Annotated in this window: 12 protein-coding genes; all 12 read right to left on the minus strand. The window is 67.8% G+C overall.

The window, feature by feature from the left end; translation table 11 throughout:
• Positions 1 to 4: 4 nt before the first annotated feature.
• Positions 5 to 343, minus strand: coding sequence for a sulfurtransferase TusA family protein (locus tag ASB57_RS31875; protein ID WP_082621580.1), 339 nt, complete (start codon positions 341 to 343; stop codon positions 5 to 7).
• A complete protein-coding gene (gene alaS, locus ASB57_RS12885) occupies positions 343 to 2,964 on the minus strand; it encodes an alanine--tRNA ligase (RefSeq protein ID WP_057652597.1) in 2,622 nt (873 codons plus the stop codon). The genes ASB57_RS31875 and alaS overlap by 1 nt, the downstream gene beginning before the upstream one ends.
• Before the next feature lie 81 nt (positions 2,965 to 3,045).
• On the minus strand, positions 3,046 to 4,137 hold the full coding sequence (locus tag ASB57_RS12890; protein WP_057652598.1) for a type II secretion system protein: 1,092 nt from the start codon (positions 4,135 to 4,137) through the stop codon (positions 3,046 to 3,048).
• A gap of 123 nt (positions 4,138 to 4,260) precedes the next feature.
• On the minus strand, positions 4,261 to 4,890 hold the full coding sequence (locus tag ASB57_RS12895; protein WP_057652599.1) for a type 4 pilus major pilin: 630 nt from the start codon (positions 4,888 to 4,890) through the stop codon (positions 4,261 to 4,263).
• A gap of 62 nt (positions 4,891 to 4,952) precedes the next feature.
• Entirely contained in the window at positions 4,953 to 6,074 is a 1,122-nt protein-coding gene (locus ASB57_RS12900) for a hypothetical protein (RefSeq protein ID WP_057652600.1), read from the minus strand.
• On the minus strand, positions 6,067 to 7,809 hold the full coding sequence (locus ASB57_RS12905; RefSeq protein ID WP_082621581.1) for an ATPase, T2SS/T4P/T4SS family: 1,743 nt from the start codon (positions 7,807 to 7,809) through the stop codon (positions 6,067 to 6,069). Before ASB57_RS12905 ends, ASB57_RS12900 begins: the two co-directional genes overlap by 8 nt.
• Before the next feature lie 2 nt (positions 7,810 to 7,811).
• Positions 7,812 to 8,258: a hypothetical protein gene (locus ASB57_RS12910; protein WP_057652601.1), complete on the minus strand. Its 447-nt coding sequence runs from the start codon at positions 8,256 to 8,258 to the stop codon at positions 7,812 to 7,814.
• A 61-nt stretch (positions 8,259 to 8,319) separates the two neighbouring features.
• The gene (locus ASB57_RS12915; RefSeq protein ID WP_057652602.1) at positions 8,320 to 9,618 is read right to left on the minus strand and encodes a type 4b pilus protein PilO2; all 1,299 of its coding nucleotides are present in this window, start codon (positions 9,616 to 9,618) and stop codon (positions 8,320 to 8,322) included.
• A 34-nt stretch (positions 9,619 to 9,652) separates the two neighbouring features.
• Positions 9,653 to 11,344: a hypothetical protein gene (locus ASB57_RS12920; protein WP_369822855.1), complete on the minus strand. Its 1,692-nt coding sequence runs from the start codon at positions 11,342 to 11,344 to the stop codon at positions 9,653 to 9,655.
• Positions 11,341 to 12,204 carry a TcpQ domain-containing protein gene (locus ASB57_RS12925; RefSeq protein WP_231755413.1) on the minus strand — a complete coding sequence of 288 codons (864 nt, stop codon included), beginning with the start codon at positions 12,202 to 12,204 and terminating at the stop codon, positions 11,341 to 11,343. The genes ASB57_RS12920 and ASB57_RS12925 overlap by 4 nt, the downstream gene beginning before the upstream one ends.
• A 548-nt stretch (positions 12,205 to 12,752) precedes the next feature.
• Positions 12,753 to 14,090, minus strand: coding sequence for an extracellular solute-binding protein (locus ASB57_RS12930; protein ID WP_057652604.1), 1,338 nt, complete (start codon positions 14,088 to 14,090; stop codon positions 12,753 to 12,755).
• 4 nt (positions 14,091 to 14,094) lie between these two features.
• Positions 14,095 to 15,351 carry a D-amino acid dehydrogenase gene (locus ASB57_RS12935; RefSeq protein WP_057652605.1) on the minus strand — a complete coding sequence of 419 codons (1,257 nt, stop codon included), beginning with the start codon at positions 15,349 to 15,351 and terminating at the stop codon, positions 14,095 to 14,097.
• Positions 15,352 to 15,421 lie beyond the last annotated feature (70 nt).

The following is a 15,421-nucleotide window of genomic DNA, read 5'->3' on the forward strand; positions in this document are numbered from 1 at the left end:
GGCTTCAACGCCGCCGCAAATAATGCACGCCCACGCCACCGTCTTCCTGCTGCGCGAGCAGGGCATTGCCGGTCTGCTTGCAGAAAGCCTGGAAATCGCGGATGGCGTTACGGTCCGTGGTCAGCACCTTGAGCACCTGGCCGCTTTGCAGCTGGGCCAGGGCTTTCTTGGCGCGCAGGATGGGCAAGGGGCAATTCAAGCCCTTGGCATCGATTTCCAGGTCGGCTTGCGGGGCCGATTGCGTGACGGCTTGGGTCGCTGCTTGTGCATTGGCATCCGCGGGCTTATCCGCGGATGCCGACGAAGCCGCCGCGGCCGGCACGGGCGTATCGGCGGCGGTCATCAGAGGCGCTCTTCCACCCACTGGCGGACGCTGGCGATGGCGTCCGGCAAGGCGTCGGCATCGCTGCCGCCACCCATGGCCATATCCGGCCGGCCGCCGCCCTTGCCGCCGATCTGCGACGAGACGAAGCCGACCAGTTCGCCGGCCTTGACCCGACCCGTCAGGTCGGCGGTAACGCCGCCCACGACGCTGATCTTGCCGTCCTGCGAGCCGGCCAGCAGCACCACGGCGGACTTCAGCTTGTCCTTGAGCTGGTCGACCATGCCGCGCAGGGCCTTGGGATCGACCGCGCCGATACCGGCGGCCAGCACCTTCACGCCCTTGACGTCGATGGTGGCCGTGGCCGCGAGGTCATTGCCGGCGCTGGAGGCCAGCTTGCTGCGGGCCTGGTCCAGTTCCTTTTCCAGAACCTTGACCTGGTCCTGCACCTGCGCGATGCGCTCGGGCAGGTCGGCGGCGGGCGTACGCAGCACGCCGGCGGCACGATTCAGCAACGCCGTCTGCGCCTGCACCCAGGCCACGGTGTTGTCACCCGTGATGGCTTCGATACGGCGCACGCCGGCGGCCACGCCGGTTTCAGCGACGATCTTGAACATGCCGATGTCGCCGGTGCGCGTCACATGCGTACCGCCGCACAATTCACGCGAAAAGCCGATGTCCAGCACCCGCACGGTATCGCCGTACTTCTCGCCGAACAGCGCCATGGCGCCGCCCTTGACGGCGTCGTCATAGGCCATGACCTGGGCCTGCGTGGCGTGGTTGGCCAGCACTTCGGCATTGACGATGGCCTCGACGCGCGCGATCTGCGCGGCGGTCATGGGGGCGTCCTGCGCGAAGTCGAAACGGGTCTTGTCGGGGTCCACCAGGGAGCCGCGCTGCTGCACGTGCGCGCCCAGCACTTCGCGCAAGGCCTTGTGCATCAGGTGGGTGGCGGAGTGGTTGCGCACGGTGCGCGCGCGGCGCACGCCGTCGACACGGGCCAACAGGGTGTCGCCGACCGCCAGATGGCCGGCTTCCAGCTTGCCGTGATGGCCGAACACGCCGGCCTGCACCTTCAGCGTATCGGCAACGGCGAAGCGCATGCCATCGGCCTGCAGCAGGCCGGTGTCACCCACCTGGCCGCCGGACTCGGCATAGAACGGCGTGGCGTCCAGCACCACCACCGCATCCTGGCCTTCCTCGATGCGCGGCACCGACGTGCCGTTGGCGTACAGGGCGACGACCTTGACGTCGTCCAGCTCCAGGCGCTCGTAGCCTTCGAAGCGCGTCGTGGCGCCTTCGTAGCTCAGGCCTTCGGCCATCTTGAACTTGCCGGCGGCACGGGCCTGCTCGCGCTGGCGCGCCATGGCGGTGTCGAAACCGGCCAGGTCGACCTCGACCTTGCGCTCACGGCAGATGTCGGCCGTCAGGTCGACGGGGAATCCGTAGGTGTCGTACAGCGTGAACAGCGTGGTGCCGTCCAGCTGGCCGCCCGCCGGCACATTGGCCAGGGCGCCTTCCAGGATCTTCATGCCGTTTTCGAGGGTTTCGCCGAAGCGTTCCTCTTCCTGCTTCAGCACCTGGGCCACGCGCTCGGCCGTGTTGGCCAGCTCCGGGTAGGCTTCGCCCATTTCGCCGACCAGGTCGGGCACCAGGCGGTGGAAGAAAGGCTTGGTCTGGCCCAGCTTGTAACCGTGGCGCAGCGCGCGGCGGATGATACGGCGCAGCACGTAGCCACGGCCTTCATTGCTGGGAATGACGCCGTCGACGATCAGGAAGGAACAGGCACGGATGTGGTCCGCGATGACCTTCAGCGAATTGTCGTTCAGGTCCTTGACGCCGGTTTCGCGCGCGGCGGCGGCGATGAGCGTCTGGAACAGATCGATTTCGTAGTTCGAGTGGACGTGCTGCAGGACGGCCGCGATGCGCTCCAGGCCCATGCCGGTGTCGACGCAGGGCTTGGGCAGGCGCGGCATGTTGCCGGCGGCATCCCGCTCGAACTGCATGAACACCAGGTTCCAGATTTCGATATAGCGGTCGCCGTCTTCCTCGGGCGATCCCGGGGGGCCGCCCCAGATTTCCGGGCCGTGATCGAAGAAGATTTCCGAGCAGGGGCCGCAGGGGCCGGTGTCGGCCATCTGCCAGAAGTTGTCCGATGCGTAGCGCGCGCCCTTGTTGTCGCCGATGCGGATGATGCGCTCGGTGGGCACGCCCACTTCCTTGGCCCAGATGTCATAGGCCTCGTCGTCTTCCTGGTAGACCGTCACCCACAGCTTTTCAGCCGGCAGCTTGTAGACCTGGGTCAACAACTCCCACGCGTACTGGATGGCGTCGCGCTTGAAGTAATCGCCGAAGCTGAAGTTGCCCAGCATTTCGAAGAACGTGTGGTGGCGGGCCGTGTAGCCGACGTTTTCCAGGTCATTGTGCTTGCCGCCGGCACGCACGCTGCGCTGCGACGAGGTGGCGCGGGTATAGGCGCGCGGTTCCTTGCCGGTGAAGACGTCCTTGAACTGGACCATGCCCGAGTTCGTGAACAGCAGCGTCGGGTCGTTGCCCGGGACGAGCGACGACGAAGGGACGATGGTGTGTCCCTTGGACTGGAAGAACTGCAGGAATTTCTGGCGAATCTCGGAGGATTTCATCTTGGATGAAGCAGCATCGGCAATTTGGGCAATCTTCGATTATATGCAATTGGTTGCGGGTTCCCGGGAAAGCGGGTTTGGCTACCGGACGCAGAGGTAACTGGTCGTCGTTCCCTCGCCACTGATCCAGTAATCGCGGATCTGGGAAAGTTCGAGGGCGTCGTAGCCCGGTGGACAGGTGCAATCGCCTGTCCGGGGGTTGGCGGTGGGCGCCAGCGAGAAGGTTTTGCAGCCATAGATGGAGTTGTAGGAAAAGGCGCCGCCGAAGCCACCCGGGATGGTCCAGCGGCCACCGACACAGGACAGGGCGGCGCCATCGTCGGCGCGCGCCAGCAGACCGTCGGGCGCGCAGGCGTCGCCGACGCGGGCACGGCCACCCAGATACAGGTGCCCGTCGGTGCTCAGCCTGGCCGCGGCGTGGACCGCGGCGCCGTGGATGGCGCCGGCGGCGGTCAAGTCGCCCTGGAAATCGGGATTACGGGGGTCGCGCAGGCGCAGGTAGCGCCAGCTGTCGGCCGGGTCGAGGCCGGCCCAGACGGCGACCGTGCCCGCAGGCAGGCGAGGCACGTCCGGCGCCGGCGGGTTGGGAAAACGGAAATTGGGGCCACGGATGAGGTCGGGCGCCTGTCCGTCGACGTGGCCGCCGTAGCCTTCGGTGGCGGCCAGGATCGCCGCGAGCAGGGACGGGTCGACGCCGGGACCGTCGAGCGCCCCTGGAGCCGCCGTGGACCCTGGCGCTGCCATTGCCCCCGGCGCTCCCATTGCCCCCGGCGGCGCCACACTGTAAGCCAGCGCATCCAGCCGGCACCCTGCCCCGGGGCAGGACGGATACCGCAGGATGCGCAAGGCGACGCGCATCCCCCCAGCCCCCACTTCCGGGAAACCCACCGGCAGATGCCCGTGGCGGATCAACTCATCCAGCCGCGGCGCGCGCGGGTCGGCGTAGGCGGGGCCGCCCGCCGCGGCCTGGGGCGGCAGGCCCTGGACCAGGTCGTCCTGATGCCGCGCCATCATGCGCGCCAGCGCGCCACGGATTTCCAGCAACCAGGCCCCGGCTGCCCGTCCCGCGACGGCGTCCGCCTCCCGGCGCCAGGCGTCGGCCCCCCACACCGCCGCCAGGCAGCCGATGGCCAGCACGACGAGGAGTTCGAACAGCAGGTAACCGCGCTGCATGGCATCACCGCGAGACGAAAACGAAGGTTCTGGGCTGCATGACATCACCGCAAGGCGAAAACGAAGGTTTTGCGCTGTTTCACATCACCGCAAGGCCAAAACGAGGTTTTGGGCTGCATCACATCACCGCACGGTAAAGACGAAGGTATTCGCGTCGCCCGCGCTGCATTGCTCCTGGGCGCGGGCGGCGTCGTAGGGCTGGGCGGGAATGCTGGTGGCATCCTTCACCACGACACTGCCGCCTTTGCCTTCGACCGCAATGATGTCGGCCATGCGCTGCATGACGGCCGCCAGCGTCGGGCAGGCCGCGTCGTTGACCTGGGTGGCCGAGATGGTGAAGGCGGAACCCGCGCCCCCCTCACCCACCGCCGCCGGCGCCAGCGTAAGCGTGCCGTGGCCGGCCTGCCCCTTCCCGCCCAGGCCATGGGCCACCGAGGCCGACGCGCCCTCGCCCGTCACCGCGATCACCGACGAGCCGCGCAAGGCCTGCGCCAGCAGGCCGGTGTGTACGCTTGCGTAAGGCGTGGGACCGCTGCCCTGCGCATTGGTCTTTGCATGCGTGATGTAGCGCTGCAGCGCTTCGCCCACCTTGGGCACCTTGTTCTCGATGACAAAGGAACCGATGGCGGGCACGCCGATGATGGCGATCAGCAACACGATGGCCGTGACGATGGAGACTTCGATCAGGGAGAAGCCGCCGTGCAGGCGTGGCGGCCAGGGCGGCGTGTTGCGGCATGGGAATGGGTGTGTCATGGCGAAAATTCCTTTGAATACGACTTCTATAAACAGGAGTAAAAACCGGCCAGCGCCGCGCACTAACCACCGTGCATCCCGGTCAGCGCATGGCGCATCTCGTTGATGACGGCGTAGTGCCAGAAGGCCAGCCCCAGCACCGTCGCCAGCCCGCAGATCAGCAGGCACCAGCGCAGCACGGTGGCCTGGGTGCGCAGGCGCGGCAGGAAGCGGATATCCAGACGCTGTCGCGTGCGGGCAATGCCGCCCTCGACTCCGTGCGCGGCCATCATGTCGGCGAGATACCCGTTCGTCTCCGCATCGATCAGGCCGGTGTCGAAGGTGTCGCCGCCGACCAGCCCGGCATCGATGCGCGCGATCATGGCGGCGATGTGGGCGGCGAACCAGGGCGGCGCCTCGCGGCCCAGCATGAATAGCGCCTCGCGCAGCCGCGTATCGACATTGCCCCGCTGGCGCAACAGCACGGCCAGCAGGGCCAGGAAGCGGACACAGTGGAAATCCCGGTACAGGCGCCAGACCGGCCGGCGGTCGAGCCAGTCACGCAGACGGCCCGTCTGGCGCGGCAAGGCCGCCAGGAACCCCCACAAGCCCGCCACGGCGGCCGCGACTGACAAGGGCAAGCCCACGCGCAACCATTCCGCCGCGCCGAACAGGGCACGGGTCCAGCCGCCTTGCCATTCTCGCGGCACCGTCTGGAAGACTGTCTGCAATCGCGGCACCGTCCACAGCGGCACGCTGCCCGCCAGCAAGAGCGCCACCAGCAACGCCGCCACCCCCACCGTGCAACTGGCCAGCAGGATGCCGCGCGCTTGCTCGATCAAGGTCACGGCGCGCGCCAGTTCACGCAAGGTTTCGGCCAGGGCGCTGCCACCGGCGTCCTGCGCCACCCGCAGCAAAGCCAGTTCGCCCGCCGGCAACGTCCCGGCCCAGGCCTCGGCCGCGTCGCCCGCGCAACGCTCGTACGCCGACGACCAGTGACGGGCCAGACGCCCACGCGCGGTCTGGCGGCCATGCCGCCGCGCATCGTCGTCGAAGATGTCGTGCAGGGTCTTGCGGCCTTGCAGGCCGTCCAGCAGGTCGGCCAGGTATTCGTAGTAAGCGGCTCGATGCCTGGCGAAAGCCGCCGCATCGAGCTTCAGGCAAACGCGCTGCCAGCAGGCGCGCAGACGGGAAAGATCAATCATCCTGCTGCTCCCGCCACGCCGCGCGCTCCAAAGCCACGGTTTCAAAGCAGCGAAAACGACGTTCGATGTCGCGCGGATCGATCTGGCCCAAGGACGCTTTGTAGAGCGCGCAATCCATGGCGGTCTTGCCGCGCATATCGGGATCCGTGACGGGCGTGGTGGCGCGGTCACGCCATTGCCGGCGCAGCCGTACGTAATCGCGCTTGCGCACGCTGTGGAGAAACGCTTCGTCCAGCCCGGGCTCTATCATTTCCGCCACGACGGTGCGACCTTTCAGGCCAAGCAATTGCGGCAGGTCCGCCCGTTCGCATTGCGGGCAGCCACCGGGATTGCGTACGCGCAGCGACGCCGCGTCCAGGGCATACAGGTCCAGCAGCCTTGCCGTCCACGCGCGCTGAAGCGCGCTGTCGGCGCCGCGATACAGCGCGTCCAGCGGCAGCGCGCAGGCCGGGCATAAGCGGGGCAGCAGCGCTTGCCAGACCAGCAGCTTGAGCACGCCGGGAATCGCCAGGAAATCGCGCGAGATGCCGATGAAGTCGGACGCCAGGCGCTCGGGAATCATCCAGGCCGCGGCGGCATGCGTGGTGGTGTAGAGGTTGACGCCGGAACCTGCCAGGTCCATGAAGGCGCGGCCGGTTTCCGCATCGCGTATTTCGCCGACCAGCAGGTCATGCATGGCGCAACGCTTGATGGTGCGCAGCTTGGCATCGAACACCGACGCCACGGACTCGTCCAGGCTGCGCCCCACGGTGTTTTGCAGCGCGTTGCCGATGAGGTATTCGACCGGATCTTCCAAGGTGATGATCTTGCGCGTGTCCGGTAGCGCCCGTATCAATGCAGCGATGGTGGTCGACTTGCCGGAGCCCACCGCGCCGGCCAGGATCACCGCGCCGCCCTCCGCCAGGCAGGCCCGTTGCAACATGCCGACCTGAGTGTCCAGGTAGCCCAGCGCCTGCAGGGAGTCTGCCGCGCCATCGAGCTGCGGCCGCAGCACCCGCAGGCAGACGGCCGGCCCCCTGTCCGTGGCCAGCGATGCCCAGCGCAGCAGGACCGGCTGACCATCCACTTCGATATCCAGGCGCCCTTGCTGCTCGACGCGGGGATCGAACACCGCGCCGTTGCCGCCGCGCACGTCCATCCACGCCACGGCCAGCATCTCCATCAGGGTCGCGGTAGGCATGTGGCGGAAGCGCGGCGGCGCCACATAGTTGCCGCCCAAGGTGTAGCGCACCTCCGATTCGGCGCGTTGCAGGAACACGTTGAAATGCACGTCGCTGGCATCCTGCCTGACGCCCCACGCGACCAGGTCGACGAAGGCCGCCGCCAGCGCCGACTTGTGCCGGTCAGCCAGGACCGCGCGGCGATTACGCAACTGGGCGGCGCCCAACTGGCCCCGCGCGACCGCCAGCAACAAAGGCGCGGGCAGCAGGTAGCGCGCGGGTCGTCCCATGCGGTAGCCCCGGCGCACGATCAGGCGTTCGAGCTCGTCGACCTGATCGCCGGCGGCGTAATCCGCCAACAGGAAGATCGCCGCGGAGCCGTCCCGCAGCAACACCGGACAGAGGTGCCCCGCCAGCGCGGCAAGGTCGAACTCATCGTTCAAGGCCCGCTGGAAGGCGGGGGACAAACGGGCGATGTCGTCCTGGCTCGCCAGATGCGGCAGGCTGACCGCTTCGGCGCGCGCTCCGGTCCCGGCAGCCGCGACGTTCGAAAGTGCCGTATGGCGCAAAAACATGATCATCTCCGCCTGGCATCCGCCGTTGCGTCGCTGTCCAGGCAGGCGACACGCGCAACCGCGCCACTCCGCAGGCGCACGCATTCGCCCTGGACGGCAGCCAAGGCGTAGATGCCGGCGCCGCCTTTGGGTGCATGCTCGGGCCAGCGTCGGCCATTGCGGTAGCGGGCGATCTGGCCGTTGATGCGCACGTCGACATGCAGGCGTCTTCCGACCCCGTAGATCGCGGCGACGGCGACATGGTCGGGTTTGCCTGGGCCTGGGTCTGTCTCAGGCCCAGGCCCAGGCCGCATGCCTCCACGCGAGGACGACGTTTGATGCTTGAACACGCCGGGACGCGCTTGCAGTACCGCCTCGGTTTCGGCCTGCAGCAGGGCTTCCACGCTACCGGCGATGGGCCACGCGCAGCCGGCCGGGGTGGGCCCGTCCTCGGGCGAGGCCTGTGCCACAGCCTCTGGAGAAGCCACCGCACAGGCAAGCAACGCGCAAGCTCCCCTGCGCCGCAAACGTTCACTCCCTTTCATAGACCACTCCGTCCAACTGCGCCATCAGCGCACTGCCGTTGGCTTCGGCACGACGCCCGGGGGTCAGGGTCAGCGATAGTTCGCGCCAGGAGGTTCCTGCCGGCGGCGACTGGAACAAGGCGTAGGAACGTAAAGGGCCATGCATGGACAAAGGACGCGCATAAAGCACAGGCAGGTCCGCCGGCCGCGGCAAAGCGCGGCCCTCTTTGTCCAAGGGCGCGGCCAGCGGCAACGCAGCCGCGGTGCCCAGGGCAATGCGGCCGAAGGCAGGCAACAGCCTTTGCAGGGCGCTGCCCAGGTGAAGGTTGCCTGCATCCCTGCCATGCAGGGGCGTTTCCGCTACGACAGCGCCGCCACCCGCGGCTTTCCACGACACCCGTGCAAGATCCAGGCCCTCGAAGCGCGGGCCGGCGAATCCCGCCTGGTCGCCGGCCGGCGGCGCGGCGGCGAAACCGCGATTGCTGCCGGCGGGGCTGACGCGCCGGTAACTCGCCTGGCAAACCCACTCCCGCGTCTGCGCGGCGCAGCGCGCGGAATCCAGGGCCCAACCGCGTGTCTCGACGGGCAATTGCCGCAGGGACAGGAAGACGCCGCGCAAGACCGCGGCGTCATGCAGGCGCAGTCCGGCGGCTTGACGCGCGAACGCCGCGTGCCAGGCGTCCACGGCAACCGTGGACCGCGCGACCGGCGGCGTGGGGCGCATCCAATGACGCCAGGCCTGCCACGCCCCACCGCCGGCCAAGCCCGCCATCAACAGCATGCCCGCAACACGTGCGCCGGAGGTGGGCAGCCCCAGCCAGGGACTGAGACGCCAGATCGTGGTGGATAGCCCAAGCCGGTCCGCCAGCATCGCCAGGTCGAGATCGTGGACGGCCGCGGCCAAGCCTGGATAGAACTGCTCCAGTTCGCCGAGCCCGGCCAGGGCATGATCCCGGTCCGCGTAGATGCGGTCGGTGCGCGCCATCACCGCGCCATCCTGCGTCGCCACCAGCCATGCCCGGCCTTCGTCCATCATCAGCATCCCGGCCGCGGTTCCCTGCGGATAAGACTGCGCGAAGGCCTGTGCCGCGCTATGGCAAGGCCGAGGGCGGCCCCGCAAACGCGTACAGCCGACAGCGGCGGCGCGCGTCCCGCCGTGCACGTAATGCGTGGCGCGCACGTCACGCGCGCGGCGCCGCGCCAGCGCATCCGGGCGGCTGCCCACCAGGGGGAACCAACGCATGCCGAACACCAGCAAGGCGCCCCCTTCCAGTTCCATCGTCAATGCTTCATCGACCGCTTCCACATTCCTCTCCTTGATCCCGCGACTGCCCGGGCGCTCAGCCCTCTTCGACCTGCGCCGTGACGATGACCACGGTGGTGCTGCGTTCGCTCGCCACCTGGTCGGCGCCGCCCAGCAGCAGCGGCGCGCGTGGCGCCAGGCGGCGCCGGTCGTACTCTTCCTGCCGACGATCGAAGCCCGAAATGACCATGGGCTCGCCGGGCCGCAAGGACACCTGCTGCACCATGCCGCTGCCGTCGATGGTGATCTGCTGCAATTCGATCTGGTGCTCGCGCCGTCCGAAGGTCAGTGTCTTGAGCGGCTGCGCCACGGTGTTGTCGTAGGCGATGGACAGCTGGATGCTGCCGTCGTCCTGCGCGTCGGGCACCAGCGTCAGGAAAGAACCCACGGTTTCCTGCTTCTGGCTTACCGACACGGCCGGCAGCATGGCCTCGTAGCCCTTGCGGCCGGGTTCGCCGCTGGTTCCCTGCACCTGGTCCACGTAGGAGAAAGTCGTGCGCACGGCGTGCGTGACGGGCCGTCGGTTCAGCGTGAGCACCGGCACGCTGCTATGGCGCACCACCGTGCCGGTGGCGCTCAAGGCGCTGACCAGCGCTTGCGAGGTGGCATAAGGGCCGCGTCTCACACCCAGCGCCAGTTGGCCGCTGGACAGGGCATCGCTGGCGCTGGCCGCGGCAGCGGCGGCTGGCGCGGTGGCGGACACCGCGGCACGCGCGCTGGTGAAGACGGCGGTCCAGTCGATGCCCGTGCGCGCCTGATCCTGCATGACGATGGTGATTTCCTCGAAGACCAGGCGTATGCGCCGGGTCAGCGCGCGGTTTTCGCCGTCCAGGAAACGTGCGATGCGATCGAGGGCCTCCGGGGTGTCGGTGACGACGATGGACGCCGCCGCGCCGGGGACCGCCGCCAGTACGCCGGCCCGGGTGAGGAAGGGTTCCAGGCGTTGCCGCAGGGCGGCAAGGGTGTCCTGTTCGCCCACTGACAAGGTGGTGTGCGAGGCGTTGTCGAAGCCCGCGCCGCGGCCTTGTCCGGTGCGTCCCAGGCGTGCTTCGGATTGCGCCGCGGGGGTCAGCGCGTGGATGTTGAACACGCGCGTTTCGGTGCGGAAGAATTCGATGGCGTCGTCCTGGTAGCGCCAGAACACGCCCAGGTGCCAGGCCAATGCGTCCAGCGTGCGGGCCAGCGGCTGGGGCCCGCGGGGCGGCTCGGCGCGCGCCGGCAGGTCGGCGGTCAGCGCGTTGGCGACCTGGCTCAAGCGGGGCAGGAATAGCGCCTGCGGCAGCAGGGCTTCCGGCCTGACCCGCACCGGCAGGCCGGTCACGTGCGCGATACGTTGCGCGAGGACGGCCAGGTCGGCCGCGCCGCCGGCGAACATCAAGGTGGTGTCGACGTCGCGGCGTAGCGCGGGGGGCAGTTTGGCGTCGCGGGCCAGTGGGCGCGACCGGCCGGCCAGCCAGGGCTTGGCCACGTCCTGCATGGCCTGGCGCCGGCTGGTGTCGTTGAGGGCCGCCTGGATGGCCGCGGCGCTTGCCGCCGGCGCCACGCCCGTGCCCGCATCCAGCCCGGCCCGCGCGTGGCTCTGGCGGGCGTGTTCGCGGATCGCGTCTATGCGAGCTTGGGGGACGCAGGCTGTCAGCGTGAGCAGGAAGATCACGGGGACTATCCAGCGCGGGAGTGCCGGGCCTGTAAGCGGCCCGGCTGCGGCGATCAAGGATTTTTGCGGGCTCATGGCGCGGCCCTTCGGGTGGCGCTGCGGTCGCAGGCCTGGGCGATGGGGACCACTCGGAGCACGCGATTGGCGTAGAAGCAGGGTTGCAGCGGGCGCTCGGCCATCTCGGTGGCGCCGACCAGTGCGCGCACCGCGTGTTTGAAGTCATCGCCGAAAACGGCGTTGCCGGCCAGGGGAATTTCCACGTCGACGTCCCAATGTTCGGGGCCGAACGTCCAGCCTGCCTGGCTTGCCCAGCGGGTGAGTACGCGCCGCAGGTTGCCATCCGCGAGTTCGGCGCGGAATGGGGGCGTGTTGCTTGGAGTGGACTGCGGGGCGCTTGAAGGCGTGTGTGGAGACGCTGCTGGCGTTGCTGTGGCGACTGTTTGCGCGCTGGGGGCGGCCGACGCCGTCGGGCTTTGGGCGGGCAGCGGTTGGGCGGACAAAGCGTCGGGCTTAGCTGTGGAATTGGCTGTGGGAGTGGCTACGGGAATGGCTGCGTCGGCGGCGGTGTTCGCGTCATCGAACGCGGGGCCGGCTTGCCGGCGGGCGACTGCCCGCAGGTTGCCGCCGCGCATGATCAGGGCGGGCCAGACGCCGTCGACGATGACGTAGGGGTCGCGGCGTTGGTAGGCAACGGGGCGTTCGCCTTCGCGTGCCACCGCGAAGATGGCCGGCAGTGGTTGTTCTGGGGCGAAGTGCAGCCAGGTACGGTGGCCGTCGTCGAAGACCTGTAGCGGTGCTACCGCGCGTTGCCCTGACAGGCGCCAGTTGAAGTCATATCGGGCGCCTGGCGTGATGACGTCTTGCGGCTTCCAGGCTGAAGGCGCGCATGCGGTCACGCATGGCAGGACCGCCAGACAGCCTGAGATTCGATGCACTGCGCGCTGCATGATGCCTCCACGCGATGCGCACCGGAGTGGCGCGCGACAGATGCATGGTGGTCTTGGCGCTTATGCCCCACAAGATCGACATATACGCATGGCCGGAAATGCCCCTGCACCGCGCTCCGCGCGGTGGGGGCATTTCTGTTTAAGGGAGACCTGTGCTTCGCACAGGTCTCCCTTGTCGAGGGCGTTGAGGGGCTTTGCTAACCGGGCAGTGCCCCGGCGAGGGACCGCGCCCCACGCAGCGCGGAGAAAAAAAAGACCTGTGCATTGCACAGGTCTTCCTGATCGCAGACACCGCGGAGCTGGCTTTGCCAGTCCGCTGGGGTCGCCCCCTAGGGGGCCACGCAAAGCGTGGTACGGGGGGGCCATCCTCAGCCACAGCGGAGCTGGCTTTGCCAGTCCGCCAGTGGCGCCCCCTGGGGGGCCACGCGAAGCGTGGTACGGGGGGGCTAACCTCCACCGCGGAACTGGCTTTGCCAGTCCGCTGGGGTCGCCCCCTGGGGGGGCCGCGCTCCGCGCGGTAGGGGGGGCCCGCCCCTTTATTTTTGTTCTGCGATCACCTTCGCTTGCGCGGCGGCCTTGTTCAGCGCGGACATCGGCGGGGTCTTGCCGTCGATGGCGTCGTCCAGCTCACGGCTCAGCACCGGTTCGATGCGGCTGTAGTTGTTCATGCGGAAACCGCGCCCGGTCGGCGCCGGCTGGGTCCGCATCGCGGTGACGAACTGCTGCGCGCCCGGGATCTTGCTGTAGTACGACACATCCGATGCCCGGAACGCGGCTTCGGTCAGCGGCAGATAACCCGTCGCCTGATGCCATTCGGCAGCGACCACCGGCTTGGACAACCATGCCAGGAACGCCGCGGTGGCCTTGTCGGACGCGGCCGGATGACCTTCCATGGCCCACAACGCACCACCCGTCACGAACGGACGGCCAGCCGTCGGCGTAGCTTGCGGATAGTACGGCAGCGGCGCCACGCCAAAGGTCAGACCCTTGGTCGCGGAGAAGTTGCCGATCGCGCCCGAACCCGACGTCAGCACGCCGCAAGTGCCCTTGGCGAACAACTGGTCGGCCTGATCGTCTTCGCTATGGTTGGTGAACAGCAAGGAACGCTTCCAGCTGGCCATCAGCGAAATATGGCGCATGTACAGGATGTCGAATTGCAGCTGCGGCGCGACCTTGGACTTGGTCACTTCCAGCCCGTTGTTGTTGCTGGCATAAAGCTGGCCATTGACCGGCGCCAGGCTTTCCAGGTGAACAGCCACCTGGTCGCTGGTGGCATACGGACAATCCATATCGGCCTTGTCACGCAACTTCAGCAACTGATCCTGCAGCTCGGCCCAGGTACGCGCCGGCGCGTTGGGATCCAGGCCCGCCTTCTTGTAGGCCGCGATGTTGTAGAACATCACCGGCACTTCGGCCATCAGGGGGAAAGCCAGCAGGCGGCCCTTGGCGTCGCGCGTGAAGCTCGTGGTGGCCGGCAGGAACCAGGCCAGATCCTTGATCGGATACTTGGCCAGCAGCTCGTACAGCGGCTTGATAGCCTTGAACTCCGCCACGGCTTCAGGCGAACGGTCGTCGTCCAGCTGGATCAGGTTGGGCTGGCGCTTGGCCTTCACCGCGGCGCTGGCCTCCTGCTTCAGGGCTTGCGAGGTAGCAAAGCCGCGCAGCTTGACCTCCACATCGCCCTGCTCCTTGTTGTACTGCTTGACCAGCTTGTCCAGCTCGGCCTGGTTCGCATTCGTCAGGGTATGCCAGACTTCGACCTGTACGGGCGCGGCATGCGCCACGCCGCCGATCAGCAGCGCGGCCCCGAATACCCACGCACGGCCCGTGACACGCATGGCGCGGGCGGAACTCATCTGTTGCAGTGTCTTCATAGATCTAGATACCAAGAAAAGGAAACTCCGGCTCGGGCTTTGATCCGTTGATCAGATCCGCCAAAGCCCGGCCCGAACCCACCCCCATGGTCCAACCCAATGTTCCATGGCCCGTATTCAAATACAGGTTGGGGACGCGGGTTCGACCGATCAGGGGCACGTTCGACGGGGTGGACGGGCGCAAGCCCGACCAATAGCTGACGCGCTCGAAATCGAGCGCGTCGGGAAAGAGGTCACGCGCAAGGCTCGTCATGGCCTCGCAACGCGCCGGATTCAGAGCGCGGTCATAGCCGGAAAGTTCCGCCGTGCCGGCCATGCGCAAGCGATCGCCCAGGCGGGAAAAGACCACCTTGTGGCTGCTGTCGGTCAGGCTGACGGAAGGCGCGCCGGCGGCATCCAGCACCGGGAAGGTCGCCGAATAGCCTTTGGCCGGATAAACGTTGCAAGGGATGCCCAGCGGGCGCACCAGCAAAGGCGTGAAGCTGCCCATGGCCACCACGAACGCGTCGGCGTCGATGCGGCCATAGGCGCCATCGGGCGCGATGGTTTCCACGCCGGACACCACGCCACCAACGGTCAGCAGGCGGGTGACGGCCGTGGACCAGCGAAACTCCACCCCCGCGCTTTCGCACTGGCGGGCCAGCGCCCTGGTGAACAAATAAACGTCGCCGCTTTCGTCTTCCGGGGTGTAATCGCCGCCCACGATATTGTTGCGCTGGTGCGCCAGCGCGGGCTCGATGGCGACGACTTCGTCGCCGCTGAGGATGCGCCGCTCCACGCCGAAATCGCGCATGACGCCAGCCGCCTTCTGCGACAGCTCGAATTCCTCGCTGTCGCGATAGAAGTTCAGGATGCCGCGTTCAAGATGGTCGTACTGGATGCCCAGCTCGGCGCGCATGCCGCGCAAGGTGGCGCGGCTGTACTCAGCCATGCGCACCATGGCGCGGATATTGGGCGCCAGGCGTCCGGGCAGGCATTGACGCAGGAAAGACAGGCCCCAGGCCCACTGATGCAGGTCCAGTCGCGGCCGGAACAACAACGGCGCGTCATCGCGCAACATCCACTTGATCAGCTTGAGCGGCGCCTGGGGATTGGCCCAGGGCTCGGCGTAGGAGACGGAAATCTGGCAACCGTTGGCGAAGCTGGTTTCCTGGGCAGGACCGGTCTGGCGATCGACCACCACGACGTCGTGGCCAAGGCGACGAAGCCACCAGGCGGTGGACGTGCCGATGATGCCACTACCCAACACCGCAATTTTCATTCGCTTAGGGCCTTTGATACTGAAATCGCATGGAATGCGGCCAGCGGCGGCCGCGAGGCGAATCGCTTGA

The organism is Bordetella sp. N (genome assembly GCF_001433395.1).
Classification (GTDB): domain Bacteria; phylum Pseudomonadota; class Gammaproteobacteria; order Burkholderiales; family Burkholderiaceae_B; genus Bordetella_C.